The organism is Ruegeria sp. D3, assembly GCF_056534465.1.
Genome location: NZ_JBQFPK010000011.1, coordinates 76,884 through 101,979, shown reverse-complemented (window position 1 = coordinate 101,979; position 25,096 = coordinate 76,884). Strand labels below are relative to the sequence as shown.

Annotated in this window: 22 protein-coding genes; 9 read left to right on the top strand and 13 right to left on the bottom strand. The window is 57.1% G+C overall.

Translation table 11 applies throughout. The annotated features are described in order from the left end of the window. Positions 1-38: 38 nt before the first annotated feature. The 4 genes from ACR0DX_RS16515 to ACR0DX_RS16500 all read right to left on the bottom strand — a co-directional run bounded on the left by ACR0DX_RS16515 (position 39) and on the right by ACR0DX_RS16500 (position 4,303). On the bottom strand, positions 39-1,628 hold the full coding sequence (locus ACR0DX_RS16515; protein ID WP_170356141.1) for an ABC transporter permease subunit: 1,590 nt from the start codon (positions 1,626-1,628) through the stop codon (positions 39-41). After that, positions 1,621-2,658 carry a quaternary amine ABC transporter ATP-binding protein gene (locus tag ACR0DX_RS16510; RefSeq protein WP_170356140.1) on the bottom strand — a complete coding sequence of 346 codons (1,038 nt, stop codon included), beginning with the start codon at positions 2,656-2,658 and terminating at the stop codon, positions 1,621-1,623. The genes ACR0DX_RS16515 and ACR0DX_RS16510 overlap by 8 nt, the downstream gene beginning before the upstream one ends. An 84-nt stretch (positions 2,659-2,742) precedes the next feature. Further along, on the bottom strand, positions 2,743-3,693 hold the full coding sequence (locus ACR0DX_RS16505) for an ABC transporter substrate-binding protein (protein ID WP_170356139.1): 951 nt from the start codon (positions 3,691-3,693) through the stop codon (positions 2,743-2,745). A gap of 232 nt (positions 3,694-3,925) precedes the next feature. Beyond that, positions 3,926-4,303, bottom strand: coding sequence for a winged helix-turn-helix transcriptional regulator (locus ACR0DX_RS16500; protein WP_170356138.1), 378 nt, complete (start codon positions 4,301-4,303; stop codon positions 3,926-3,928). A 113-nt stretch (positions 4,304-4,416) separates the two neighbouring features. On the opposite strand from ACR0DX_RS16500, the gene ACR0DX_RS16495 reads away from it, so the two are divergent. Then, entirely contained in the window at positions 4,417-5,025 is a 609-nt protein-coding gene (locus ACR0DX_RS16495) for an NAD(P)H-dependent oxidoreductase (protein ID WP_170356137.1), read from the top strand. Further along, positions 5,012-5,728: a glutathione S-transferase family protein gene (locus ACR0DX_RS16490; protein WP_480846760.1), complete on the top strand. Its 717-nt coding sequence runs from the start codon at positions 5,012-5,014 to the stop codon at positions 5,726-5,728. Before ACR0DX_RS16495 ends, ACR0DX_RS16490 begins: the two co-directional genes overlap by 14 nt. Before the next feature lie 5 nt (positions 5,729-5,733). On the opposite strand, the gene ACR0DX_RS16485 is transcribed toward ACR0DX_RS16490, so the two are convergent. After that, positions 5,734-6,603, bottom strand: coding sequence for a LysR family transcriptional regulator (locus ACR0DX_RS16485; protein ID WP_480846758.1), 870 nt, complete (start codon positions 6,601-6,603; stop codon positions 5,734-5,736). A gap of 100 nt (positions 6,604-6,703) precedes the next feature. Here ACR0DX_RS16485 and ACR0DX_RS16480 point away from each other — a divergent pair, with 100 nt between their 5' ends. The 5 genes from ACR0DX_RS16480 to ACR0DX_RS16460 are packed head-to-tail and all read left to right on the top strand — an operon-like array spanning position 6,704 to position 12,417. Next, on the top strand, positions 6,704-8,149 hold the full coding sequence (locus tag ACR0DX_RS16480) for an aldehyde dehydrogenase family protein (RefSeq protein ID WP_170356134.1): 1,446 nt from the start codon (positions 6,704-6,706) through the stop codon (positions 8,147-8,149). After that, entirely contained in the window at positions 8,149-9,123 is a 975-nt protein-coding gene (locus tag ACR0DX_RS16475; RefSeq protein WP_170356133.1) for a membrane dipeptidase, read from the top strand. Before ACR0DX_RS16480 ends, ACR0DX_RS16475 begins: the two co-directional genes overlap by 1 nt. Further along, positions 9,120-10,805 carry a hypothetical protein gene (locus tag ACR0DX_RS16470; protein ID WP_170356132.1) on the top strand — a complete coding sequence of 562 codons (1,686 nt, stop codon included), beginning with the start codon at positions 9,120-9,122 and terminating at the stop codon, positions 10,803-10,805. Before ACR0DX_RS16475 ends, ACR0DX_RS16470 begins: the two co-directional genes overlap by 4 nt. Next, entirely contained in the window at positions 10,802-11,392 is a 591-nt protein-coding gene (locus ACR0DX_RS16465; RefSeq protein ID WP_170724714.1) for a DUF3726 domain-containing protein, read from the top strand. Before ACR0DX_RS16470 ends, ACR0DX_RS16465 begins: the two co-directional genes overlap by 4 nt. Before the next feature lie 11 nt (positions 11,393-11,403). Then, positions 11,404-12,417 (top strand): Ldh family oxidoreductase, encoded by a 1,014-nt coding sequence (locus ACR0DX_RS16460; protein WP_170356130.1) that lies wholly within the window; start codon positions 11,404-11,406, stop codon positions 12,415-12,417. Positions 12,418-12,436: 19 nt separating this feature from the next. Here the strand turns inward: ACR0DX_RS16460 and ACR0DX_RS16455 are convergent, their stop codons facing one another. Both ACR0DX_RS16455 and ACR0DX_RS16450 read right to left on the bottom strand, forming a co-directional pair. After that, positions 12,437-14,326, bottom strand: coding sequence for a hypothetical protein (locus ACR0DX_RS16455; protein ID WP_480846754.1), 1,890 nt, complete (start codon positions 14,324-14,326; stop codon positions 12,437-12,439). A gap of 104 nt (positions 14,327-14,430) precedes the next feature. After that, entirely contained in the window at positions 14,431-15,513 is a 1,083-nt protein-coding gene (locus ACR0DX_RS16450; protein WP_480846752.1) for a glycosyltransferase, read from the bottom strand. 153 nt (positions 15,514-15,666) lie between these two features. Here ACR0DX_RS16450 and ACR0DX_RS16445 point away from each other — a divergent pair, with 153 nt between their 5' ends. Then, on the top strand, positions 15,667-16,365 hold the full coding sequence (locus ACR0DX_RS16445; RefSeq protein WP_170356128.1) for a class I SAM-dependent methyltransferase: 699 nt from the start codon (positions 15,667-15,669) through the stop codon (positions 16,363-16,365). Between the two features lie 340 nt (positions 16,366-16,705). Here the strand turns inward: ACR0DX_RS16445 and ACR0DX_RS16440 are convergent, their stop codons facing one another. From ACR0DX_RS16440 to ACR0DX_RS16425, 4 genes are all read right to left on the bottom strand, one after another. Further along, a complete protein-coding gene (locus ACR0DX_RS16440) occupies positions 16,706-17,056 on the bottom strand; it encodes a hypothetical protein (RefSeq protein ID WP_170356127.1) in 351 nt (116 codons plus the stop codon). Positions 17,057-17,110: 54 nt separating this feature from the next. Continuing rightward, a complete protein-coding gene (locus ACR0DX_RS16435) occupies positions 17,111-20,566 on the bottom strand; it encodes an AAA family ATPase (RefSeq protein WP_170724715.1) in 3,456 nt (1,151 codons plus the stop codon). A gap of 140 nt (positions 20,567-20,706) precedes the next feature. Beyond that, positions 20,707-21,114: a hypothetical protein gene (locus ACR0DX_RS16430; RefSeq protein WP_170356125.1), complete on the bottom strand. Its 408-nt coding sequence runs from the start codon at positions 21,112-21,114 to the stop codon at positions 20,707-20,709. A gap of 41 nt (positions 21,115-21,155) precedes the next feature. Beyond that, the gene (locus ACR0DX_RS16425; protein WP_170724718.1) at positions 21,156-22,349 is read right to left on the bottom strand and encodes an aminotransferase-like domain-containing protein; all 1,194 of its coding nucleotides are present in this window, start codon (positions 22,347-22,349) and stop codon (positions 21,156-21,158) included. A 146-nt stretch (positions 22,350-22,495) separates the two neighbouring features. Between ACR0DX_RS16425 and ACR0DX_RS16420 the strand changes: the two genes are divergently transcribed. After that, positions 22,496-23,260, top strand: a complete 765-nt coding sequence (locus ACR0DX_RS16420) for an FCD domain-containing protein (RefSeq protein ID WP_170356123.1) — start codon at positions 22,496-22,498, stop codon at positions 23,258-23,260. Between the two features lie 35 nt (positions 23,261-23,295). Here the strand turns inward: ACR0DX_RS16420 and ACR0DX_RS16415 are convergent, their stop codons facing one another. Beyond that, positions 23,296-24,147, bottom strand: a complete 852-nt coding sequence (locus ACR0DX_RS16415) for a glycosyltransferase family 2 protein (RefSeq protein ID WP_480846748.1) — start codon at positions 24,145-24,147, stop codon at positions 23,296-23,298. Positions 24,148-24,238: 91 nt separating this feature from the next. Next, entirely contained in the window at positions 24,239-25,054 is an 816-nt protein-coding gene (locus ACR0DX_RS16410) for a glycosyltransferase family 2 protein (RefSeq protein ID WP_170356121.1), read from the bottom strand. Between the last annotated feature and the right edge of the window lie 42 nt (positions 25,055-25,096).

Below are 25,096 nucleotides of genomic sequence, written 5' to 3'. Positions count from 1 at the left end.
AATGAAAAACGCCCCCGGCTGGCGGGGGCGTTTTGTGTTTAGATTTTCTCGTCTTCTCGCCGGAAGGCCCCCTGCACGATCCGGTCGATAACCATGGCGCAGAACAGGATGGCAAAGCCGCCCAACAGACCCGGACCCTTGGCCGCATATTGCAGCGCCTCAAGGATTTCCTTGCCCAGACCGCCGCCGCCGATCAGCGAGATGATCACCACCATCGACAGACACATAAGGATCGTCTGGTTCACACCAGTCATGATCGAAGGCAGCGCCAGCGGGATCTCAACATCTTTCAGCAACTGCCATTTTGATGCACCAAATGCCACTGCGGCCTCTTTGATGCTGTCCGGCACGCCCCGCATCCCCAGCGCCGTCAGGCGGATCACCGGCGGCATCCCGAAGATGATCGTCGCCAGAATGCCCGGCGGGTTTCCGGTGCCAAAGAAGGCGATGATCGGGATCAGGTAGACAAAGGCCGGTAGCGTCTGCATCAGGTCCAGCACCGGTTCCGCCGCGCGGTAGGCCCGCGCCGATTTACCGAACCAAATACCCAGAGGAATGCCGATTACCACGCATAGCAACACGGCTGCACCTACCAAAGCGACCGTCTCCATTGCGACATCCCAGTAACCCAGAAGTGCGATGTAAGCCAAAGAGGCGGCGGTGAAAATCGCCACACGCGGCCCCGCCGCACGCCACGCGGTGACGCAGATCACCAGCATCACGACCGGCCATGGCGATCCAATCAGTGCAATCGTCAACGCATCCAGGACTGAGCGCACCCCAGCGACGATCCCGTCGAACACGTCCCCGCCCGCAAGGGCTGCGGCGTCGATCTTGGCCTCCATCCAGCTGGCGAGGCTTGAGAACAGCGTGCCGCCATCTTCGCCTAGAAACAAGGCCGAGACCTCTTTCTCCGGGAACGCATCCAGCATCGCGAGCGAAGCGTTGACGGTGAATTTATAGACGATCAGAGGCCCGATTGCGGCAATCAGAACGGCGCCCAGAACCGTGTTGCGCGTAGAGCGCCCGCTTTCAGTGCTGTCGGGATCAATCCGCCAGCGCGAATACTGCTTTTCGTAGATGCGGTCCGCATAAAGCCCCTGCACAAGCTTGAACACCAGCAACATCGCCAAGCCAATCAGCATGATCCCCAGCGATTCCGACTGGGCGGCCGCGGCTTTTTCAAAACTGCTGTCTGCCGCCTTCTGGATGTTCTCGGCCAATTTGGTGAACCGGTCGATATCGCCCTGCTCGGTCGCTGCGGCGGCGCGTTCCAGCAGCTCGTTCGCACGGGCTTGTTGGCGCTCGGCGCGTTCGGCCATGTCGGCGCCGGGATTGCCCCAGGCCCCACGTCCGATTTGCACCCACGCGATGATTTCAAGAATCAGGAAGGTCCAGAACATCCCCCAAATCGCGCGCGAGGCGGACCAGAACGGGCCCAGCGCCGCCGCCCATTTATTGAACGTGTTTGGCACCGCGCTGGTCGCATCATGGATCTTGTGAAAAGCGTTGACGTAGTAATCCCCGTTCGGACCCGAAAATTCGTGGATCGAGCGGTCAAGTGCGTCGCGATCCACCTCGATATCCGAGGCGGCAGTAACTTTCAGTTCGGTGCTTGCGTCAGTCATTTTTGCCCCCCTGAATACCGCGCAGCAGACGCGGCTTGGTCACGACACCTACGTCGCTGCCACCATCCGTAATGATCACCGGCAGTTCAGTGTTAACGGCCAGATCAATCAACTGGTCCAGATCAGCACCTTCATCGGCACGCGGCGCGCCTTCGGTTGGGCCGGAATAGCTGGCCAGCGGCTCCATGATCGAATGGGCCTTGACCAGTTTCAGTTTGGAAATCCCCTGCACAAATTCGCGCACGTAATCGTCGGCGGGGTTCATCACGATATCTTCGGGCGTGCCAATCTGCACGATCACGCCGTCCTTCATGATGGCGATGCGATGGCCGATGCGGATGGCCTCGTCCAAATCATGCGTGATAAACAGCGTGGTCTTTTTCAGTTGTGCCACCAGCGCCTTGAACTGATCCTGCAACTGCAAGCGGATCAATGGGTCGAGGGCTGAGAACGGTTCATCCATCAACAGAATCTCGGGGTCTGAAGCCAGCGCGCGGGCGATGCCAACACGTTGCTGCATCCCGCCCGACAGTTCTTTGGGCAAGCGATCCTCATAGCCTGTCAGGTCGACCAGACCCAGCGCATGGTCGGACACCGCCCAACGCTTGGATTTCGACACCTTCCGAATCTCTAACGGGTAAGCCACATTATCGCGGACCGAGCGGTGCGGCATCAGCGCCATATGCTGAAACACCATCCCGATCTGTTGGGCGCGAATGCGACGCAATTCGGATTCCGAGATTTTTGAGACATCCTGCCCCATGATCTCGATCTTACCCGCAGTCGGTTCGATCAGCCGGTTCACATGTCGAACCAGAGTGGATTTGCCGGACCCTGACAGGCCCATGATGCAGAAAATCTCGCCACGCGGCACCTCGAAGGTTGCGCCCTGCACACCTACGACACAGTTAAAGCGTTCAAGCACCTCGGGTTTTCCAATACCCTCGCTGCGCACAGCCGCCATGGCCTCTTCGGCGCGCGCGCCAAAGATTTTCCAGACATTTTCAAGTTTTACGACAGGTTCGTCCATTTGCCCCTCATATGCGGGGTTTTCCCCGATCTATATGCAAAGGGCCGCCGCGAACTGGTCGCGACGGCCCCCTGGGAATGCGTCTTAGTTGGTCAGCCAGTTCAGAACGGTATCTTCGTTGTTGGCCACCCATTCGCGGGCAAAGTCTGCTGCTTCCACATTGTCCACAGCAAGGGCCTTGCCCATCGCGCTCAGGTCGTCACCCTGCATTTGGTAGTTGCGGAACAGAGCGGCCACCTCGGGGTAGGCGTCTTCCAGCTCCTTGGCGTAGTGAAGATGCAGCGTGGCGCCGTTCCAGGCCGAGGATGCCTCGGATTTATCCAGCCAGTCGGGATCATCTGTGGGCTGCACGATGGTCCAGGTCGCCGGATCATGGGCGGGCTCTTCCAGAACGGTCAGGTCCTGTGTCACAAAGATGTAGTGCGGGCTGTAGCAGAAGCCGATCCACGGATCGCCGGCCTTGGCGGCGTTGGCCAGATTCGCATAGGCGATGGTTTCTTCGTACTCGGTCAGATCGAAAATCTGATCATAGCCATAGGACTTGGCCCGGATTTTTTCGACCACGGTCGAAGCCCAGCCCGGCGCACCGATCCAAACCTCGGGCGTTCCGTTGCCGTCGGTGTCAAAGATGGCCATCTTGTCCGGATCGCTCAGATCGTCGATGGACTTGATGTCATATTTTTCAGCTGTCGCCGTGGGCACACACATGCCCTGCTCGGCCTGAACCGGGTTTTCGTTCATAACCACGGTGCCGTTATCTTTGACATAGGTGTCATGCAGGTTCTGCTGGTTCGGCATCCAAACCTCGGGGTGGACATGCATCGCGCCAGAATCCATCGCCTCGAACACGATCGGGTTGGTGCCGTTCTGAAGCTCCACGTCCAAGCCCAGGTTTTCTTCGATCACAACTTCAAGGATATGCGCCGTGGCGTTCACCGATGCCCAGTTTGGCACACCGATCACGATATCTGCGGCAAGCGCGGGACCTGCGGCAAGAGCTGCTGCACTTCCCATAAGAGTGGTGAGTTTCTTCATCTTATATCTCCATGTTGGGCGTTCGCGATGCTGTTCTTTCGGCAAATGCCGGTCCCGCACCTTACAAACAGTCTCGGGAAGCTCTAACTCCCCGGATTTTTTGGCCAGCGGCTCGACGCGCCGGATTGGCCAGAAAAGTGAAGCATGGTGACGCAACACCCATCAAGCCCTACGGAGGACAAATACATGTATTTGATATCATCGTATATTAGTTTCGAAAATTTCCGAACTATTAACCAATGTCTGAAACAACAGCCGCAGGCAAAGTCTCGCTCCACTTACTCAAATCGTCCAGAATGCCCAGCGCGCTGCGGCCAAGTTCGGTGACAGAGTATTCGACCGAAACGGGCGATGTCTGTAGCACGTGTCGCTTCACTAAACCTTGTGCCTCAAGCTGACGCAAACGCTCGGTGATCATCTTTTTGCTGGCACCTGCAATCATGCGGGACAAGTCATTGAATCGCACGGGCCCGTCTTTCAGGTGCCATAGGATCGAACCCGTCCACTTACCGCCGATGATCCGCATCCCGCGCTCGACCGAGCAAGGCTCGAGGCAGGCTTCTGCCACTTGTTTTCGCCCCCGATTATCCTGACTGACCTTTGCACGCATGGCATATCCCTTATGAAAAAGAAGGTTACTAAAAGTATACTGGTTGCTTTTTATCTCCGCCACCCCCAACTGCTTGGACACGACATTCCCAAGATTGAAAAAAGGGCATAGACATGAGCAATATCCTGATCCTCAATGGCACACAGCCTTATGAAGCGGCCCCCGGTGCTCTGAACGCCAGCCTGACCGAACAAGCCAGCACCCAGTTGCGCACGCTGGGCCATGATGTCCGGGTGACTACGGTCGCCGAAGGCTATGATGTCGACGCAGAAGTCGCGAACCACTTGTGGGCGGACACTGTCATCATGCAATTCCCGGTGAACTGGATGGGCGTGCCGTGGGTCTTCAAGAAATACATGGACGAGGTCTATACCTCGGCCATGGATGGACGGTTTGCACATGGCGATGGGCGCACCAGTGACGCCCCTAAGTCCAACTACGGTATGGGCGGCGTGTTGCACGATAAAAGCTATATGCTGTCAGTCACGTTCAACGCCCCGGTCGAAGCGTTCGACAACCCAACCGAGCCCTTCTTTGCCGGCGATAGCGTAGATGACCTGCTGAAACCGCTGCACCTAACCGCGAAATTCATGGCGATGAAGCCTCTGCCGACTTTTGCCGCGTTTGATGTTATGAAGAACCCGACGATCGAGGTAGATTTTGCCCGATTCCAGACGCATCTGAATTCTACATTCGCCGAGGCAGACGATGTCGCAGCCTGATATTCATCTGTACACTGCAGGAACGATGAACGGTTATAAACCGGTCATTTTTCTGGAAGAGGCCGGAATTCCTTACGACCTCACCCATATCAACTTTTCCAAACAAGAACAAAAAGCGCCAGGTTATCTGGCGCTGAATCCCAACGGTAAAATACCGACAATTTATGACCGGTCCGAGGGGCGCGCCATATTCGAAAGCGGCGCGATCTTGTGGCACTTGGCCGAAAAATACGGAAAGTTCCTGCCGGAAGACCCGATCAAACGATCCGAAGTCATGCAATGGGTTTTCTTTCAGGTCGGTCATATCGGGCCCATGATGGGACAGGCGATGTATTTCCAACATATCGCCGCCCCCAATGGGCACGACGAACCGTTCTCGATCCGCCGTTACGTCGATGAAAGCCGCCGCCTGCTAGAGGTTATGGACACACGGCTTGAAGGGCGCGACTGGATCGCCGCAGATGAATACACCATCGCGGATATGATGCTTTACCCGTGGGCGCGGGCCTATGTCTGGGCACGGGTCAAGGTAGACGATCTACCTCATCTGAACGCCTGGTTCGAACGCATCGACGCCCGGCCCGCCGTTCAGAAAGCGGTGACCATTCCCAAGGCAAACCCCCAATTCTGGGACTCAAGCGCCGATGCGTCGGCCTTTGCCAAAGAAAACGCCGCGCGGTTTGCGGGCGACGTCAAAAAATAGAAGCCCTAAGCATCATATGCGAGAATGAGGTGCTCTGCGGCCTCGGTCAGTTCGGGAAAGCGTGACCGTTCTTTGACGTACAAAAAGACCTGCCTTTGATCCGGCAGGTCTTTTATCTCGCGAAAGGCGGTGGCTTCGGGAATGAACTCTGCCACCGTTTGAGGCAAGACCGTCGCCCAATTGCCCGTCCTGACCATCGTAATCAAAGAATGTGTGTTGCGGATCGTGATGTCAGCCTGATCAATCGCTTGGTGAAACTGCGGCGACGTGATCAGGTCGCACAGGCTGTTTCGAATGAACGGCACGGTCCCCAGATCGGCAATACACGGGGGTTCAACCTGTCGGATCAGCGGGTGATCGGCAGCACAGACCAGCCCGAACCGGTCTTGTAACAAGGGTTTGGTATTAAAACCGTTCAACGCGTGATGCCCCGAGGCAATTCCGATATCCGCCTTCCCTTCGACCAATGCATCCAGGACCTGCTGCGTGTCAGTGTCCCGCAGATCAACCTTCGCCCCAGGAAAGCGTTGTGTCAGGTGCCTCAGAACACGCGGAAACACTAGCGCTGCGACAGATGGCACCGATGCGATTCGCAGCAACCCCTGCTCGGCCGAAGCTACGGCTTCAATGTCACCTACGGCTTGATCGAACTGACGCACCTGCCTCAACGCAAGCTCAAAAACTTGCTCTCCCAAAGGGGAAAGACGATTCTTGCGTTCGCCTTCGAACAGTTTGCGACCCAAATGGCCTTCAAGTTGCTTAAGCGTCATGGAAACGGCTGACTGAGTTCGCCCCAGTCGGTCCGCAGCCTCGGTCAAGTTTCCGGATTGAACCACGGTACAAAAACATCGCAGGGTTTCGATCTTAATCGCCATATTTCAATTTCCCTGAAGTTTTCTTCACCTGTTTGAATTTGACTGATGGTAAACGAAAAAGCCATGCTCAGTGCAACTCTTGTTTTCTCTGAGGCGTGGTGTGACCAAACTGAACCTGATTGCCGGCAACTGGCTGGCTGGTGACTCTGAAATCGAAAACCGCAACCCGTCGGATCTGAGCGATCTTGTCGGCATGTTCGCCCAAGCTAGCGTGGACCAGTTGGATGCAACGCTAGCGCAGGCGCGCATTGCGCAGGCAGAGTGGGCGACGTATCTGCCTGAACGCAAGCAAGCTGTTCTAAACGCCGTCGGCAACGAGCTGATGGCCCGCGCCGAGGACTTGGGCACGCTGCTGTCGCGCGAGGAAGGCAAACCGCTGGCCGAAGGTAAAGGCGAGGTTTATCGCGCGGGACAGTTCTTTACCTATTACGCAGCCGAGTGTCTGCGTCAGATCGGTGAGAATGCCGACTCTGTCCGCCCCGGCGTTGAGATTGACGTGCGGCGCGAACCCGTGGGCGTCGTCGCCATCATCAGCCCATGGAACTTTCCCACCGCGACCGCCTCATGGAAAATCGCACCGGCGCTGTGCTACGGCAACGCGGTGGTATGGAAGCCTGCGAACATCACCCCTGCATCGGCCGTCGCGCTGACTGAGATTATTGAACGGCAGGACATACCCAAGGGCCTGTTCAGCCTGGTGATGGGCTCGGGGCGCAGCATCGGGCAGCGTCTGGTGGAAAGCCCCAAGGTGGATGCGATTTCCTTCACCGGGTCGGTGCCGGTGGGCAAAGGGATTGCGGCAGCAGCCATCCAGAACCTGACCAAGGTACAGATGGAGATGGGGTCCAAGAACGCGCTGGCCGTCATGGATGATGCCGATCTTGATCTGGCGGTGACGCTGGCGCTGGGTGGCGCGTTTGGAGGCACCGGACAAAAATGCACCGCCTCGTCGCGGCTGGTTGTTCATGCGGGTATCCATGATGCGTTCGTCGAGCAACTGGTCGCAGGTGCGCAAGCGATGAAAGTCGGTCACGCGCTGGAGGACGGCACCCAGATGGGGCCGGTTGTCAGCGAGCAGCAGTTGCAGGAAAACCTCGCCTATGTCGATCTGGGCAAGTCCGAGGGCGCCGAGCTGGCCTGTGGCGGCGCGCGGTTGGAGATGCCGCATGACGGGTTCTACATGTCGCCCGGCGTGTTCCTGAACACCACCAACGACATGCGCATCAACCGCGAAGAAATGTTTGCGCCGCTGACCAGCGTCATCAAGGTCGGCAGCTATGATGAGGCGCTGAGTGTCGTCAACGACACCAATTTCGGCCTGACTTCGGGCATCGTGACCCAAAGCCTCGCCCGCGCCACCCATTTCCGCCGCAACGCGCGCACTGGTGTTGTCACCGTGAACCTGCCGACCGCCGGAACCGACTATCACGTGCCCTTCGGCGGGCGCGGCGACAGCTCTTACGGCCCCCGCGAACAGGGAAAAGCGGCAGCTGAGTTCTACACCACCGTCAAAACCGCCTATATCAGCGCCGGGACACCGGTCTGATGCGCATCGACGGGCTCCAATATGCCAACTGGTCGGAAAAGATTTTCCGGCAACTGCGCGAAGGTGGCGTGGACGCGATCCACGTCACCATCTCCTATCATGAGAACTTCCGCGAAACCGTCCTGAACTTTGAAAAGTGGAACCGCTGGTTCGAGCAATTCCCCGACCTGATCATGAAGGGCCGTTGGGCCAGCGACATCGGCACAGCGCGCGAAACCGGGCGGACGGCTGTGTTCTTCGGCTTTCAGAACCCCTCGCCCATCGAAGACGACATCGGTCTGGTCGAAATCCTGCACGATCTGGGTGCCCGGTTCATGCAGTTGACCTATAACAACCAATCCCTGCTGGCCACCGGCTGCTATGAGGCCGAAGATACCGGCATCACCCGCATGGGCAAGCAGGTGATCAAAGAAATGAACCGCGTCGGTCTTGTCGTGGATATGAGTCACTCGGCTGACCGATCCACAATCGAGGCCGCCGAACTGTCCGAGCGTCCCATCGCCATCACTCACGCCAATCCGCATGACTGGTCGCCCGCGCTGCGCAACAAGCGCGATGCGGTGATCCGCGCGGTGACGGACCATGGCGGGATGCTCGGCTTTTCGGTCTATCCGCATCATCTGAAAGACAAATCAGCCTGCACGCTGGACAGTTTCTGCGAGATGATCGCTCGCACCGCCGACAAATACGGCGTCCAACATCTGGGGATCGGCACTGATCTGTGTCAGGACCAACCCGACAGCGTGGTCGAGTGGATGCGCGTCGGGCGCTGGACGAAAGAAATCGACTATGGCGAAGGCTCGGCCTCGGCTCCCGGTTTTCCACCCATGCCCAGCTGGTTTCAGGATAACCGCGATTTTGGGAATATCGAATCCGGACTACGTTCCGTGGGTATGAACGAAGATGAGGTTTCAGGTATCATGGGCGGCAACTGGTATCGTTTCTTTGCTGAAAACTTCGGACCACGCGCATGACCAATCTGCAGCGCGATATTGCACGCCGAGACCCCGCGCAGGTCATGCGACTGTCGCGGTTGGGGTCGCTGCACCAATGTCGCCTCAGTTTCATGCGGCAATTGACCCGGCGGATGGCCCGCGAGAACTGGCGTTTTACCCGACCCATTTTTGACATCGACACGAACGGGGTGGGTCATGCGGTCTATACCGCGCATGGCCCTGAACGCGCTTATTCACTGGTGGCTTTCGCTCACGATTTGCCGCCCGAACAACGCTCCGACCGCGTGATCGCCGAGGCTTGGGACGCCACATTTACCCTGTTCGATGGCATCCCTACGATCGAAGACGTCGAACGTCTGTCGCAAAACGTCCCTTTGCAAGAGGCCGGGCGGATAAGCGAAAACGAGTTGTCGCTGTCCCGCGCCAACCGTTCGGTCCGGCTTTGGGCGTATGTGGTCGACGCTCTGGCAGCAGGCAAACAGCCGGACCCCGAGCAGATCTATCAGGTGGGCTACCTGATGCGCACCACGGCCGTATATGGCTCGGGCAAGTTCGGGGCGGCTGATCGTGAGACAACCGCTGACCGCCCGGAACTAAGCGCGCCTTTCCAGACCGAGATGCTGTCGGTCTATCTGACTCGCACCTTCGTGCGCGATCTGGTGCAACATATGGCGCGGCTCAAAGGGGGCGATGAAACAGCCAGTCTGGACCCGGCGATTGCGCAGTGGCTGGGCATCGGCAATTCGACCGGTCTGGGAATGGCGCCGTTCATCATTAATCACCCCGTTCTGTTCAACAACTGGATCATGGTGCGCGAAGAGGCCATCGCGCGGGTGCGGTCCGTGCCACACGCCACACCGGACCGCATGGCACAGTTCCGCGCGATTTTCGAACGCAGCAAGCTGTCGGTGTCGTGGTGGCGCTCGGATCATCCGGTTCAAATCGACAAACTGGCCGCGCTCAAAACTGATCTGGACATGCTCACCGCCGAGCTGGCCAAGCGCGACCTGACCGAACACCACCCATGGGACGCTCTTATCTGCTGGTCCGAGGATCATCTGAGTGAAGAGGGGCAAGAATTGCTGGCTTCGCTGATTCTGGAACCTTATGGCGATTTGGTCGACGGTCTGGTCGATTGCATGGCCGACAGCAACGCAGGCGCGCAGATGATCGACGGCAGTATGAGCGTCGCACAGGTGAGCGCGCTGATCCGGCAGAGTTTTGACTGGGCGCTTGATCTTGACTGGCAGGAACAAGCCAACTGCGCCCGCGCATGGTACGTGTCCGAAGAAAAGCTGGAACCCCGCCTTGGCGAACGTTTCGAAGAACCAATCGCGGAGTACGAACAACCTCTGGCCCCTGCACGGGATGCGGCCGTTGCTTATCGCTCCCTTGAGGATTGGGCGGACACAGACAAGATCGCCGCGTTTCTCCTGCGCCATCCAGAACATCGCCACACCATAAGACGAGCGCAGATCGGTCGCGTCGCCCCGTACGGAGAAATCCGCGACAACACAATCAGTGCAAACGTGTTGCCCATCGACATGCTAAGGGCAAAACTATCATTCTTTGGAGCAACACAGTTCGACCCGCGCTCGGACCGGTGGGTTCGCATCTGCATGTATTCGGGCGCGCCCTACCCGGACGAACTGAACACAGAAAACGCAGATCTTTGGGTTTACCCCGAGGCGCTACAATGAACCTGTCACTGAACGAGGTCGAAGCCACTGCCAAACGGGCAATGCGCGGTGTCGGACATAGCTGGGGTCCCGCGGAAGAGGCCGCCAAGGCTACTCGCTGGCTTTGTGCTCAGGGCATGGACGGGATCGGGGCGTTAGCAAAACTGGCGAAACTACAAAGCGCGCAACCAAGTTTGCCCGCAGCAGACTGCCCAATTGCCGCCGGAGCACACCTTTCGGACCAAGCTGCTGAGTTGCGCAAAGAAGACATCGCGTTGCGGGACATTGTTTTCCCGGTTTTACTTTTGCCCTTCGCAGCCAACGTGGCGCGGTTTTTGGATACCCCCGTTTCCGTGACAATGGATAAGACACAGTTTGTGACCGATGGGTTTGCCCTCACCACGGCCTTTTCGGTCCCCGAACAGGCAAGCCAGATCACAATAAAGCGGGGCGGGATAATGATCCAAACCCATCCTCAGTGCACACGTGCCACGCCCGACCCTGCAGACTGGTCCGAGCTGAATCGCCTTGCCCACTTCACCTATGCCCCCGCAACCGAAGACTCCCGCCTGCGCGGAGCCGGAGCGGGTCTGTCTGACAACGATTGATGAGACCCAAAATGACCGAGACCCGCACCCTGACATTGACCCAGATCGAAGATTTGGCTTTTCGCGCCCTCGTTGCCGCTGGTACGACCGAAGCAAATGCGCGCCCCTTGGCGGTTGCAACTGCTGCAACCGAAGCAGACGGCGTCTCCAGCCACGGGCTTGCCTACATCCCGATCTACTGCGAGCATGTTAAATGCGGGAAAGTCGACGGTGCCGCCCAACCAGTGCTGTCACGCCCACGTTCGGGTGTTGTGAACGTGGACGCCGCCACGGGATTTGCGCATCCCGCAATTGATTTGGGGTTCGAGGCGCTGCTGCCTGCCGCCCGCGAACAGGGAATAGCAGCGCTCGCCATTCGCAACAGCTATAATTGCGGTGTTCTGGGGTATCACACCTTCCGGATTGCACAGGCTGGTCTGGTCGGGTTGGGATTCACCAACGCGCCAGCCTCGATCGCTCCGTCCGGGGGATCAAAACCTGTGGTCGGGACTAATCCGTTCTCGATCGCGGCTCCGGGCGCGAACGGGCAACCTTCGCTGGTGATCGACCAAAGCGCCAGCACCATTGCGAAAAGCGAAGTCATGAAACACGCCCGAGAAGGCAAACCGATCCCGGTAGGCTGGGCGCTGGACGCAGACGGCAATCCAACAACAGACCCGGCAGTTGGATTGAAAGGGTCGATGGCGCCGTCCGGAGGTTACAAGGGTGTCGGCGTCGCCCTATTGACCGAGGTTTTGGCTGCCGCGCTTACGGGTGCCACTCTTGGCCTTAACGCATCTCCGTTTTCAGGTACTGTTGGCGGACCACCCAAAACCGGGCAGTTTTTCATTGCCATTGATCCAGCGGCCACGTCGCAAGACGCATTCGCCTCTGGTCTTGGCGAATTGGTTGACGCGATCCGATCCCAGGACGGCGCTCACCTTCCAGGAGACGGCCGAGCCGCCAACCGCGCCACGGCGCAGGCAAATGGCGTAGCTGTCAGCACAGCAACTTTGGACAAGGTCGAAGCGGTTCTAGGAGTTTGAAAATGGCCACCGGGCAGTGCTAGCGCACGCCATAGACAGTCATCGTAGAAGTTTCCGGCGTTCGGATCAGTTTCAGAAAGTCTGGGACACTTCCCGATTTTAAATCCAGGCTGAATCCCGAATACCCAATTCGAGACAACCCTAACAATACCGAATCATGGCCACATGTCACAACGTAGGTCACGCCATGTTCTTCAATTATTTCTTTCGCCGTTTCGGCATCCTTGGCAATCGAAAGTCGGGTTTGTGCCAGTATTCCCGAACCGTTTCGATGATATGGCGCCGCCAAAACTCTATGGGGGGTGTTGACCAGAACGTTGGTTCCAAAGTCCCAACTGACCGCGACCGTACCTTTCGGCAATCCGGCTAGCGCAGCGACCGATTCCTGCGTCCAGCATTCGCCCAAAGCAACGTTCCCACCGTATTCAGGTACTGATGCATAGTCAGTGGTCGGGAAAAGTCGGACATAAACCGAAAAACCGTACCCCCAAACCCCCGGCAAGATCGCAAGCAAAGGAATCCATATCAATACAAGAGAAAACTCGCCAAAGCGGCGTCGTAAGACACAACGCGCTTGGGTAACACATTTCACCAACGGGAACACCGAAAGTACCAACAGGCCAAGAGAACCACGAATCTGATACACAGTAATCGCCAAGGCTACGCCGAGCAGGATAGAAAATGATATCCACTCTGTGCGCCTGGTCCGATCCGCCTTGATTTGGAATAAACTGGCGAGCAGACCAAAGAACCCTGCAACGTAATACACGATATAGACATCGTTATACCCAGCGACACCGTTGATGATATCGAGCAGGCCGCCTGTTTCAGAGACATGGTCCAGCCAAAATACTTTTAGGTCTGGGTCAAGCCCATCCAACGGGTTTTGTGCGCACGCCGGAAAAAACGCGATTGACACTAACCCAACAGCTGCAAAGGCAAAAGCAAGACGCAACACCCTTTGCCATGCACGTTCCGGTGTTTTTAAGGCAAGAATGTAAAGAGTACCGCTGCTCAGAATGACAGGGGCTGCAAGGTCGCGCGACAACGCATCACAAAACCCGCCCGCATAAGCCGCAGCAGGAGCTGACAGCAGGAAAATCACGCACATGCCCAAGCCAATTCCCGCACATATGTACATGACCTGCCTTTGTCGGGATTTACCGTGGTAGACCCAAGCACCGGCAATGCAAAAACATATCACGGCTAGCAGAGGAAGGTTTTCGATACCAATGGCTAGGCTGACCGAAATCGCAATGCCGCCAGCAATCAAACGCCTGATACTTCCAAATGGCGAAACCATCGCCAGAAGGGCAGTCAGCAATAGAACCATCTGGACGTTGTGGTGGTCGATACTTCCCGGCTGGAACCTGCCATCGAAGCCGATGATGATACTGAATAAAACGGCAGTATAAAAAAGCGCGGAACCACCAGCCAAAGCAAACATGATCTTTGCGGATACCAACATAGCCGCCGCAAGTGTGACAAGTGGCCAGATGAGCAAAGCGAGGTACTCGGCATAGGCGCGATCAAAAAAAACTTCGAAAAGTAAAATCAATCCGGCAATCGGCAAGTCGACCAAACGCGACCAATGCATAAGCGTACCGCCATCAACCCCAAGACGGTATTGCACCAAATCAAACCATCCCTGCCCTGCCAAAAAATCGCGCACTATGACAAGACGCATGGCGGCATCGTTGTCGAGATCCAGCAACAACTCTGTCGCTTCGGGCGCACGCAATATCTGCCGCACCGCAACGAGTGAAAAAAACACTACAAATGCGATTACACCTGAGGCGTCAGTTGCTTTTTGTTTTTCGTGCATATCCTCACCTGTTCGGATCATCGCACAAGGATAGGCGGTATTTGACGCGCTATCACCTAGGTCAATGTCATTTGGTCTTGCCATCAGTTTTTCCGCTTACAGGATGACGGCTCAACAAATTGATACTAAATTGTTGTTTCCAGAATTCCCCCTGACACCTGCCGCCATTTCAGCATTGGCGTTCGATTTCATTGCCCCGCGCCTGATCTTGTTTCGGTAACGTCCGACCACTTCGAGGCAGAAGAATTCCAAGGTGGCGGATAGCTAAGGTAAGCAATGCGTCGCGCTTCCCTTCGCCCCCGCGCAACAGTGTCAAGAAGCACAGCGCAAACAAAGGACAAAACTGCGATCACGAAACCTGAAAGCGCCGTAAACAGTGACGGGATTCGTTCGACAAGGCCAGTCTCCAGAAACTCCCGGAAGACCGAGGCAAAAACCACCAGAGACGGCAGAAATGCACACGCTGCGATCACTGAAAAGAACTGCATAGGCTTTTCTTCCTTCAGCATCAGCCCGATCATTCGCAGGATTCTAAAACCGTCGGCAACAGAGGATAGTTTGGAGTTTGAACCCTCCATGCGAGCCCGATAGGGAGTGTCCATCTCATCAATCGGAAGCCTGAGTTGCAACGCAAAAACCGTTAATTCGGTTTCGATGTCGAAACCACGGGAATGAGCAGGAAAAGTCTTTGCAAAGCGGCGACTGAACACGCGGTATCCTGAAAGCAGATCTCCGACCTTACATTTGAATAACCATTCAACCAAACCTGTTAAAACTCGATTTCCGAACCGATGACCTGGACGGTAGGCCGCTTGCTCTGTACTGCTCCGATTTCCGGTGATCATGTCAAAATTCCCGGACACGAGCCGCTCTATCAGGGCCGGTGCGCTGGCCGCGTCATAGGTGGCATCGCCATCAGCCATGACATAAACGTCCGCGTCAATGTCGGCCAACATCCGGCGGACAACGCTACCTTTCCCCGGACTGGCCTCAAACCCTACAACGGCGCCTGCTTCTCTGGCCACCTGCGCTGTGTTATCAGTAGAATTATTGTCAAAGACATAAATGGTAGCATCTGGCAAAGCATCCTGAAATGCTGTCACTGTCGGACCGATGGCCACACTTTCATTGTAACTTGGCAATATCACCGCCACTCGCAAGCTGGCAGGCAGAGTCCTTTCGGGTTCTACAGTTTTCAAAACAACAAGTCCCGTGTCCAAATGCGGTTGCAGGTTGGGCCTGGCAATGCTGTTCAGCAAGACGTTTGCCACTAGCAGGCTCCCGTCGCGGAAGAATGTTGCCTAATCGCAGCAAATGCATTCGATCGCTTCCTCTTCTTTCCATGAAGATCGCCAGCCTCTGGACCCACTTCGGATCGGACGTATAACGGATGTGGTAATTGACCAAACCCAAGCCGAAACCCAATGCGACGAGAAACAACTAACAAACTGCGCTTCGTTCTCGAGGACATCCTTCCCGCGTTTGTTCGAGACTCCGTTTTGTTTCGCATTCTGGCCGAATTAGCCTGGGGAAAGCACATATCGCGGCTTGCCGATTTCCGTAGTCGCGCCCCATTTCTGACCAATGATGAGTACGAAGCACTCTACCGCGAACATCCAAGGGTTCATGACGAGACTGACTGCTCTGACAAGTGTATCAACAAGATTGCACAAGAACTGGTCGAAGGATCAATCTGCGATGTCGGCTGTGGCACCGGTGCGCTACTGACCAGACTGGCTGAGCGTCGCCCCGGCCTGACCCGTAAGGTTGGCGTAGATTTCGTTGTAGATGATGCCGCCGCATTGGAAGGGATCGAAGGCATTTCAGCTCGCATCGAGGAACTGCCTTTTGAGGACGGTGAATTCGACAACGTGGTTTGCACGCATGTGATCGAACATATTCTGGATTACCGCGCAGCAATTGCCGAACTACGTCGCATCACTCGTAAGAGACTGATTATAATCGTTCCGCGCGAACGAGAATACCTGTATACTTTCAATCCACACTTCAATTTCTTCGCTTACCCACATTCGTTTCTACGCGCGATGATTCCGGTTCCGGATGACTTTGTTTGTATTGATATCGGACGCGACATTTACTACCGCGAAGATATAACCAGTTAAGAAAAACGGTTAGTTCTCGCAAAGCCTGTTGAGTAGAACAACGCGGGAAATGCCAATTCAACACACAGCGCGCATCATATTCACACCTGAAACCCACCCAAATATGCGGAAAAGCATAACGCTCAGCTGAAAGCGTGGTTTGGAGCTGCAATGCGCGGAAACCAGGGCCTCCGACAGCGGTTCGTTCAACAAGCACTAACGACTTGGAAAAAAGTCCCTGCGCTTCGGGTCAACCGATACCTATGATGGGATTTCCTTCAGACCGAGTATCCGCCAAGGACGTCTTGTTCGTTTGTATCGTGGCCGAAAGGCATGTGAACAGGGATACACCCGATCCGGTTCATTCCGGCCGGACCGGATATCGATCCCCTTTTTCGTCAATCAGGATCAGCCGGTCGCCGCTGCGCACGTACAGATCGCAGCGACCGAACCCGTTGCGGTAAGCGATGCAGACGCTGCCGTCCTCGGCGATGGAATAGGTGCCAAAGGCGGCGTCTCCGCTGGCGTAGGTGTAGGAATAGGCACCGCCAGCCGAGAATTTGGCCTGCCCGTCGTCAAAGAAAGTCAGCGTGCGTCCGGCCAAAGCGTCCAGTTCCTCGGGCGACAGGGGGACGTCTCCGGGTTTGGTGGGCCATTCGGCGGCAAGGGCGGGGCCAGCACTCAGCAAGGCGAGGATCAATAGTCGCGTCATGGTTACAGTCTAGACCGAACTGCTCTGCAACAGGCATGACATTGCAGTGAAAGGTTAGGCGACCATCTGTTCGGCTTTCTTCAGGTCGACCGAAACCAGCTGGCTAACGCCCTGTTCCTGCATGGTCACACCGAAAAGCCGGTCCATCCGTGCCATCGTCACCGCGTGGTGGGTGATGATCAGGAACCGCGTGTCGGTCTGGCGGCACATCTCATCCAGCAGGTCGCAGAAACGCGTCACGTTAGCATCGTCCAGAGGAGCATCGACCTCGTCCAGCACACAGATCGGCGCGGGGTTGGCAAGGAACACACCAAAGATCAGCGCGGTTGCAGTAAGAGTCTGTTCACCGCCCGAGAGCAGGCTGAGCGTCGAGAGTTTCTTGCCCGGTGGCTGGCACATAATCTCAAGCCCCGCATCCAGCGGATCGTCGCTTTCAACCATGACCAGATTGGCCTCACCGCCACCAAACAGGTGCTTGAACAGCATGGCAAAGTTCGAGTTCACCTGTTCAAACGCCGTCAGTAGACGCTCGCGACCTTCACGGTTGAGACTGGCGATGCCGGTGCGCAGGGCTTTGATCGCCTCTTCCAGATCGGCCTTTTCGCTGTTCAGCGTGTCGAATTCTTCCTGGACTTCTTTGCTGTCCTCTTCGGCCCGCAGGTTCACCGCCCCCATCGCGTCGCGCTGGCGTTTGTGGCGGTTAACCTCGGCCTCCAGCGCGTCGGCGGCGGGCATCTGGTCGGGGTTCACGTCCAGCTGGTTCAGCAACTGGTTTGGCGTCAGCTGCTGATCCTCGGCGATGCGTTCCGCAGCGGCGGTTACGCTTTCCTTGGCGGCGTCAGAGCGCGCCTCGGCGGCGGCCCGGCTTTCGCGCGCTTCCGAGGCCAGACGTTCCGCATCACGTTCGGCCATCACCCATTCGCGCTGCTGAGCCTCGGCTTGAGCCAGCTTGTCAGCAGCCTCTGCCCGGCGCGCTTCGGCGGTTTCGATCAGCTCGTTCAGTTCCTCGCGCGCCTCGGCGATTTCGCCGGGGGCGGCCATCGCGTCGGTCAGCTCCTCCTCAGAGCTTTCCTTGCGCTCAGCCAGTTCCGAGATGCGTTTTTCCGCCGTCTCCAACCGGTGTTTCCAGCCGCTGAGGTCTTTCTTGACCTCCTGGCTGCGACGGGTCCGTGCTTCGCCCTCGCGGCGCAATTCGTCATGGGTCGAGCGGTGGGTCAGCATGGTGATCCGAGCGGCTTCGACCGTTTGTTTGATGTCTTCGACCTGCGCGCGGGCGCTGTCCAGATCGCCCAAGCCAGCGAGCGCGCCCTCGGCCTCGCGCAGTTGGGCGCGGGCAGACATGGCATCTTCCTTGTGGCGATCCACGGCCAGCGTCAGGGTTTCCAGCTTGCCCTGCGCCAGATTGCGATCCGCCTCGGCCCGACTGAGCGCGCGTGCAGTTTCGGCCATACGTTGATCGGCGGACCGTCGGGCGTCGCGCGCACGGCGGTCAGCCTCGGTCACGTCGGCCAATTGCTGCGACAGGGCCTCATGCGCCGCCCGCGCGCCATCGGCCTGCGCCTCGGTCCGGGTGAGTTCCTGTTTCAACGCTTCCAGCTTGTTTAGCTGTTCAAGCCGCAGCGCGGCTGCACTCGGCGCGTCCTCAGCCCAGGCGCGGAACCCGTCCCAGCGCCACAGATCGCCCGAGCGCGACACCAGCCGCTGACCGGGTTTCAACGCGGCCTGCAACCGCGCGCCCTGATCTGCATCAACCAGCCCGATCTGTGCGATCCGACGGCTAAGGCGGTCCGGCCCCGACACATGCAGCGCCAGAGGCTCAGCTCCTTCAGGCAAGGGCTGATCCGCGTCGTACCCCGCGACCTCCACCCAGCCCGACGGCCCGTCACCGTCGACCAAAGGCGCGCGCAGATCATCCGCCAGCGCGGCACCCAGCGCCTTTTCATAGCCCGGAGCAACGCGCAGCAGATCCATCACCTGCCCGCCCTCAGCGGTGTCACGTTCAACCAGCTTGGCCAAAGCGGTGGTCTCAGCCCGAATGGCCCCCAACTCACCCTCTGCCTCGGACCGTTGCGCGCGGGCTTCAGCCTCGCGCGCTTGCGTCTCGCTACGCAGCTCATCGGCTGCGGCCAGCGCTTCTTCGGCGGCCTCGGCGGCCTCGCGGGCTTCTTCTTCACCCTCTTGCGCGGCCTCGAACGCCTCGGCCGCGCGGGTCAACGCCTCACGCGCCTCATTCACGGCACCGCGCGCCTTTTCTTCTTCGCCCTCGGACCGGGCCAGCGTTTTGCGGCTGTCCTCGACCAAACGCTGCGCCGATTGGTGACGGGCGACCAGACGGGCCATATCCTCGGTCTGTTGCGAGAGGTGATCCTCGCGATCCTGCAGCACCGAGGCCGCCTCACGCGCGATTTCCGCCGCCTCGGCCACCTTGTCATCGTGACCTTCAGCCGCCTTGGCCAGCTCGCGGGCTTCCCATTCCAGCCGTTCGATCATCTGGCCCGCGTCACGGTTCAAACCGCTTTCACGCTCGATATCATTGCCGAGTTGTTGAATACGGTTGGTCAGGGTTTCAATCGTCTGACGCGCGCGGGTTTCCTGATCAGAAAGCTGGTCACGCTGCACCTGCTGACGTTGCAACACAGCGGCTGAGATGGCCTCTTCCTCGCGCAGGGGCGGCAGGGTTTCCTCAATCTCGGCACGTTTGGCAGCGGCGGCGCGCGCCTCGGCCTCGGCGCGCGAGGCCTCAGTAATCCGTTCGCGCAGCTTTTCCTCGGCCTGTTGACGGGCCATGTCGGCCTCTTTCCAGCGTCGGTACAGCAGCATCCCTTCGGCTTGCCGCAGCTGTTCACCAATCTCGCGATAGCGCGCAGCCTGACGAGCCTGACGCGCCAATTGCGCCAGCTGTGTGCCCAACTGTTCCAACACGTCATCAACGCGAGTCAGGTTGGATTCCGTGCCCTTCAGCTTCAGCTCGGCTTCATGCCGACGTTGATAGAGCCCCGAGATCCCGGCGGCCTCTTCCAGAATACGCCGCCGCGCTCGGGGTTTGGCGTTGATCAGCTCGGCGATCCGGTTCTGCCCCACCAGCGCGGGCGAATGCGCCCCCGTTGAAGCATCCGCGAACAGCATCTGAACATCGCGCGCCCGCACATCCTTGCCGTTGGTCTTGTAGGCACTGCCCACATCGCGGGTGATCCGGCGGATGATCTCCAACTGATCGGTGTCGTTAAACCCCGAGGGCGCTAACCGTTCCGAATTGTCCATGGTCAGGACCACTTCGGCAAAGTTGCGCGCGGGTCGCGTGGCCGCCCCGGCGAAAATCACATCTTCCATCGCGCCGCCACGCATGGATTTGGGGCGGTTTTCGCCCATCACCCAACGCAGCGCCTCTAACAGGTTGGACTTGCCGCAACCATTCGGTCCCACCACACCGGTCAGCCCGTCCGCGATAATCAGATCGGTCGGATCGACAAAGCTTTTGAAGCCGGTGAGTTTGAGTTTGCTAAAACGCAAAGGCAATGAGTCCCGTGATTCCTATACGCTGGAAGTCTGCGCAACGGATTGGGGTCGAGTCAACGAACTTGCGCAGGATATGGGATATCAGCCCAAGTTATCCACAATATCTTGGCAAAATACGCAGGAATTCGCGTATGTCAGTAGGCAGTACACTCGAACACCTGATAACCGTAGCTATCGCCGATGTGATCGAAAATACCTGTGTCCAAGCATTCGTAGTTCGGGATGGCCACCGCAGTCTGCAGCAAGCGCTCACCCGCCTCTCGGTCGCAACCTAACACCCCAATCGTCACAGCGGCATCGCCCAGCACATCCAGAATTGGGCACCCCGAAACCTGTGCCATCGCCTGAGCAGCGCGACCACGGATCGGCCCGAGCCGCGGGGCGTATTGCATGTTCACCCGCACTGCTTCGGCCAGATCATCGCGCACGCGCACGTCAAAGACACTACCATTCACCGCCACACGCGTCGCGGGCACATCGCGGAAATGAGGCGTGCCCTCCGAACATGCAGCCAGGACCAGCAAGGCGAAGTATCGGATCATGTTCTCTATGGTGAGGTGGAATGGTTAACAAACCTTTTCCACTAGTGGCGCAGAACCTGACCCAGACGTTTAATACCCTCTCGTATCGTGGCCTCGTCCGAACTGGAAAAACTCAACCGGATTGTATTCCGACCCGAGCCATCAGGAAAAAATGCGCGCCCAGGTACAAAAGCCAGCTGTACCGTTTCCAACGACCGTAACAAAAGATCGGCCCCGTCATGTCCTTGGGGCAAGGTCAACCAGACGAACATTCCGCCTTCCGGCTTGGTCCATTGCAGCCCTTCGGGCATTTCCCGCCGCAAAGCGTCCAGCATCGCATCGCGCCGCCTGCGATACGTTGCCCGCACACGCAAAATGTGCGTGTCGAAACAAGCACGTGCTACTTCGTTAATCGACATCTGATTGATCGTTGGCGAATGCAGATCAGCCGCCTGTTTGACCAAAACCAACTGCGAAATGACCTCTCGCGAAGCAACAACCCAACCCACGCGCAAACCGGGCGACAGTGTCTTCGAAAAACTGCCGCAATAGACTGTCCGGCACGCCTCGATCGTTCCCTTTCGGGCAAGCTCCAAGGCAAGAATCGGCGGAATATCTTCACCGTCATAGCGCAAGGCTTGATACGCACCATCCTCGATTACTGCGATATTCAGGTCCTCAGCAAGATCAAGCAGTGACTCACGTGTAGCGCGGTCAACAGTTTCACCCGTCGGGTTTGCGAAATCCGGGGACAAATAAGCGAATTTGATCTTTCCTTCACCGGACGCAGCTGCATATTCAGCCGCCCGGCGGTTCGCCTTCAAGTCCAACCGATCAAAACGGGGCTCATATGCGTCGAATGCGTTGATTGCGCCCAGATAGGTCGGCCAGCCAACCAAGGCTGTGTCTCCGGGGGACAGGTAAAGTTTTCCTAAATAATCCAGCGCTTGCTGCGAACCCGAGGTGATCAGGATGTTTTCCGCGGAACATTTGATTCCGATCTGCTGCATATGTCCGACAAGCCATTCACGAAGGGGAAGATATCCTTCGCTGACCGAATATTGGAGCGCATGAGGCCCATCCCCAAGGCACGATTGGAACGCATTGGCAAAGGCATCGGCAGGAAACAAAGCCGGGTCGGGAATACCCCCGGCAAACGAGATAATCCCCGGCTGATCCAGCAGCTTCAGCAATTCACGAATCTCTGAGGCTTTCATCCGTGAGGCCCTGGTCGCAAACAAATCTGGCGTTGACATAAGGCTCCTCCGTTTAGAGGCAGCGTAATAGATAATGCATTAATGTCAATATTGCTGACCTAGTAGTGTTATGTCCTTTCTAGGCATTCTTGAACCGGGCCTGAATCCGTGGTCATATGATTTGACCAATCTGGAAAAGTGTCCCGATGCCCTTTCAAAAAATTCAGACCGAAAAGCTATCGATCGCGGTGGTTCGACAGATCGAACTGCTAATCCTTCGGGGCATCCTGCGTCCGGGCGAACGACTTCCTGCCGAGCGTGAAATGGCCGAGCGACTGGGCGTGTCGCGGCCGTCGCTGCGGGATGCGATATCGGAACTGCAAGAACAAGGATTGCTGACGGCCAAAGCAGGCTCGGGCATATACGTTGCCGAGGTCTTGGGCTCGGCGTTTTCCCCTGCTCTGATCCGATTGTTCGGCAGCCATGAAGAGGCTGTTTTCGATTATCTCTCATTCCGACGAGATATGGAGGGCTTGGCAGCTGAGCGCGCAGCGAGAATGGGTTCTGAAAGCGACTTGAAAGTCGTCCAGACGATCTTTGAAAAGATGGAGGCCGCCCATGCCCGCAATGCGCCGGAAGATGAAGCTAATCTGGACGCCCAATTCCACATGGCCATCATCGAGGCCAGCCACAACGTCGTGATGCTGCATATGATGCGGTCGATGTTCGATCTGTTACGACAGGGCGTCTTTTACAACCGCCAAATGATGTTCAATCAGCGCACAACCCGAGAAGCCATCTTGGACCAGCATCGAGCGATCAATACCGCGCTACAGGCACGTGACCCAGAAGGTGCCCGCGAAGCCGTCCAGAGACACTTGAATTTCGTTCAGCAATGCACACAGGATCACCAAAAAGCCCTACGGAACGAAGAAATCGCAAGGCAACGGCTGGATCACGAAACACGCTGACCTGGTACGCGGCACCGCCTGAGGTTCAGCAATGGTCACAGCTTGCGAATAACTCGTGCAAACCTGTGCTTCCAAAGACTCACGTTCTTTATCGGTTTTGGATCGCAATCGGTCAGTCCGGGAAAACTGCTATCAGCTTCGGACCAACTACGCAGCTTGGTAGGCGCGGCCAGAACGGATTTCGTAACGGCGTCAGGGCTATCTGCACTCTGCTTTTCATTGGCTATTACAACCAGCATTTCTGCATGATAGGCGTCTATTGCTTCTGAACGTTGGCCTGTGCGGAACCGAAACGCACCGATCTTATCGTGAACGGGGATCAGTTCGGCATAGCGTGAAAACCGCAGCCAAAGTTCGCCATCCACAGCCAAGGACAGGCGCTCGTCAAGTTGTCCTCCGGCTTTGTCCCAAAGGCTGCGTCGCCAAAATGTCGACTCCTGCTGCACCCACTGATAGTCGCCCGCAAGAAACCGTTGATACGAAATTGGCCTTGGGCGTCGAGAGGCCAAAATACGTCCTGCCTCGTCTATCGTCGTGAGCTTGCCCGTCACCCAGTCCAACTTTGGCTTTAGCGCAAAAAGAGACCCAACAAGTCCGAGCCCTCCCGGCATTAGGACATCATCGGAATTGATCCACCCCATGACCTCGCCAGTGGCGAGAGCAAACCCCTTGTTGACCGCGTTGGCTTGACCCGTATCCGGCTCGGATATGATATGTGTGAATGCCCCGCGATATCTTTCGACAATATCAAGCGACCCGTCTGTGCTTCCCCCATCCGACAAGATCAGCTCAAGACTGGGGTAAGACTGGCTGACAATTGACGCAATGGTCTGCTCAAGAAATTCGGCGCAGTTCAGGTTTGGAACGACCAGACTTATCTTGGGCATATTCGTCATGCGTAATCCTACCACCCAAGACCAAGCTGCATTGGTGCAAAAAAAGTGTTTCTGTGCGACTGCATCATTTCTGACAAGCTGATCATTGCAACAGCTTCTTTGGAATGCGCTTTCCGCTACCGGGGCCCATATGCTCGGTTTGTGCCAAAGTTAAAAGACCGGGGTCAATAAAAAGACGTTTTCCCGCGGTTCGCAGCGAATGATGCAGAGTCGTATGCTCGCAGGTGATTTGACCGGTCTCGTCCCGTGGCTGGTACGTCGCACCGCGCAAAGCTTCGGTCTTATACAAGCCCAACCCGCCGAAAGCACTCTCCACCTCAATCAGAGGCGCGTCGGTTGGTATTGAGTATTGACGATTATAGATGACTTTCCGCTGCATCCGTCGCCACCAGACACTGCGCAACATCCGTGGTCGCGTTAGCGCCGTAAGCTCTCGCCACGGGTCTTGATCGCTCCAGCCCGCACATCGCAAGGCGTAAAGGTCATAATATGCAGGCAATGAGTTTGCAAACACAGCGTCCCATTGTGGCACCTGACGCGCCGCCGCGCTCAACACCTGACTTGTTTTCATCTGCGTATTGGGGCCGTCCATGTCAAGAACCAGTGTCAAAGGATGGACCGGATTGGTGGCAAGAAGATGTTCAAGAACTGCATTTCTGGCGACGGCAATACGCTCTACGCGTTCATCGAACAGGTCCAACATACTGTCCAGAAAGAGCACATCTACTCTCGCGTTCTGAGCCGCGTAATCTTGTAGGATGTCGTCGGTATTGTCTTTATTATCGTTGGTCGCGATGATCACGCGACTGCTCTCAAGGTACGCCCGCAGCTGTTCGATGCGCAAGAGCGTTGCGGTCAGGGATTCTCCACCATTTCGAACAATGCCGAGAATGTTCATCAAAATTCCAGCAATTCAGGCGAGGGGTCTTTCAAAGCGCCT

Excerpts from the sequence above, each read along its gene's own strand:
- ACR0DX_RS16410 (WP_170356121.1), bottom strand. The coding sequence starts at position 25,054 with ATGAACATTCTCGGCATTGTTCGAAATGGTGGAGAATCCCTGACCGCA.
- ACR0DX_RS16445 (WP_170356128.1), top strand. The coding sequence starts at position 15,667 with ATGCGACGAGAAACAACTAACAAACTGCGCTTCGTTCTCGAGGACATC.
- ACR0DX_RS16490 (WP_480846760.1), top strand. The coding sequence starts at position 5,012 with ATGTCGCAGCCTGATATTCATCTGTACACTGCAGGAACGATGAACGGT.
- ACR0DX_RS16475 (WP_170356133.1), top strand. The coding sequence starts at position 8,149 with ATGCGCATCGACGGGCTCCAATATGCCAACTGGTCGGAAAAGATTTTC.
- ACR0DX_RS16500 (WP_170356138.1), bottom strand. The coding sequence starts at position 4,303 with ATGCGTGCAAAGGTCAGTCAGGATAATCGGGGGCGAAAACAAGTGGCA.
- ACR0DX_RS16510 (WP_170356140.1), bottom strand. The coding sequence starts at position 2,658 with ATGGACGAACCTGTCGTAAAACTTGAAAATGTCTGGAAAATCTTTGGC.
- ACR0DX_RS16455 (WP_480846754.1), bottom strand. The coding sequence starts at position 14,326 with ATGGCAAGACCAAATGACATTGACCTAGGTGATAGCGCGTCAAATACC.
- ACR0DX_RS16470 (WP_170356132.1), top strand. The coding sequence starts at position 9,120 with ATGACCAATCTGCAGCGCGATATTGCACGCCGAGACCCCGCGCAGGTC.
- ACR0DX_RS16515 (WP_170356141.1), bottom strand. The coding sequence starts at position 1,628 with ATGACTGACGCAAGCACCGAACTGAAAGTTACTGCCGCCTCGGATATC.
- ACR0DX_RS16505 (WP_170356139.1), bottom strand. The coding sequence starts at position 3,693 with ATGAAGAAACTCACCACTCTTATGGGAAGTGCAGCAGCTCTTGCCGCA.
- ACR0DX_RS16430 (WP_170356125.1), bottom strand. The coding sequence starts at position 21,114 with ATGATCCGATACTTCGCCTTGCTGGTCCTGGCTGCATGTTCGGAGGGC.
- ACR0DX_RS16425 (WP_170724718.1), bottom strand. The coding sequence starts at position 22,349 with ATGTCAACGCCAGATTTGTTTGCGACCAGGGCCTCACGGATGAAAGCC.
- ACR0DX_RS16465 (WP_170724714.1), top strand. The coding sequence starts at position 10,802 with ATGAACCTGTCACTGAACGAGGTCGAAGCCACTGCCAAACGGGCAATG.
- ACR0DX_RS16495 (WP_170356137.1), top strand. The coding sequence starts at position 4,417 with ATGAGCAATATCCTGATCCTCAATGGCACACAGCCTTATGAAGCGGCC.
- ACR0DX_RS16485 (WP_480846758.1), bottom strand. The coding sequence starts at position 6,603 with ATGGCGATTAAGATCGAAACCCTGCGATGTTTTTGTACCGTGGTTCAA.
- ACR0DX_RS16415 (WP_480846748.1), bottom strand. The coding sequence starts at position 24,147 with ATGCCCAAGATAAGTCTGGTCGTTCCAAACCTGAACTGCGCCGAATTT.
- ACR0DX_RS16460 (WP_170356130.1), top strand. The coding sequence starts at position 11,404 with ATGACCGAGACCCGCACCCTGACATTGACCCAGATCGAAGATTTGGCT.
- ACR0DX_RS16440 (WP_170356127.1), bottom strand. The coding sequence starts at position 17,056 with ATGACGCGACTATTGATCCTCGCCTTGCTGAGTGCTGGCCCCGCCCTT.
- ACR0DX_RS16420 (WP_170356123.1), top strand. The coding sequence starts at position 22,496 with ATGCCCTTTCAAAAAATTCAGACCGAAAAGCTATCGATCGCGGTGGTT.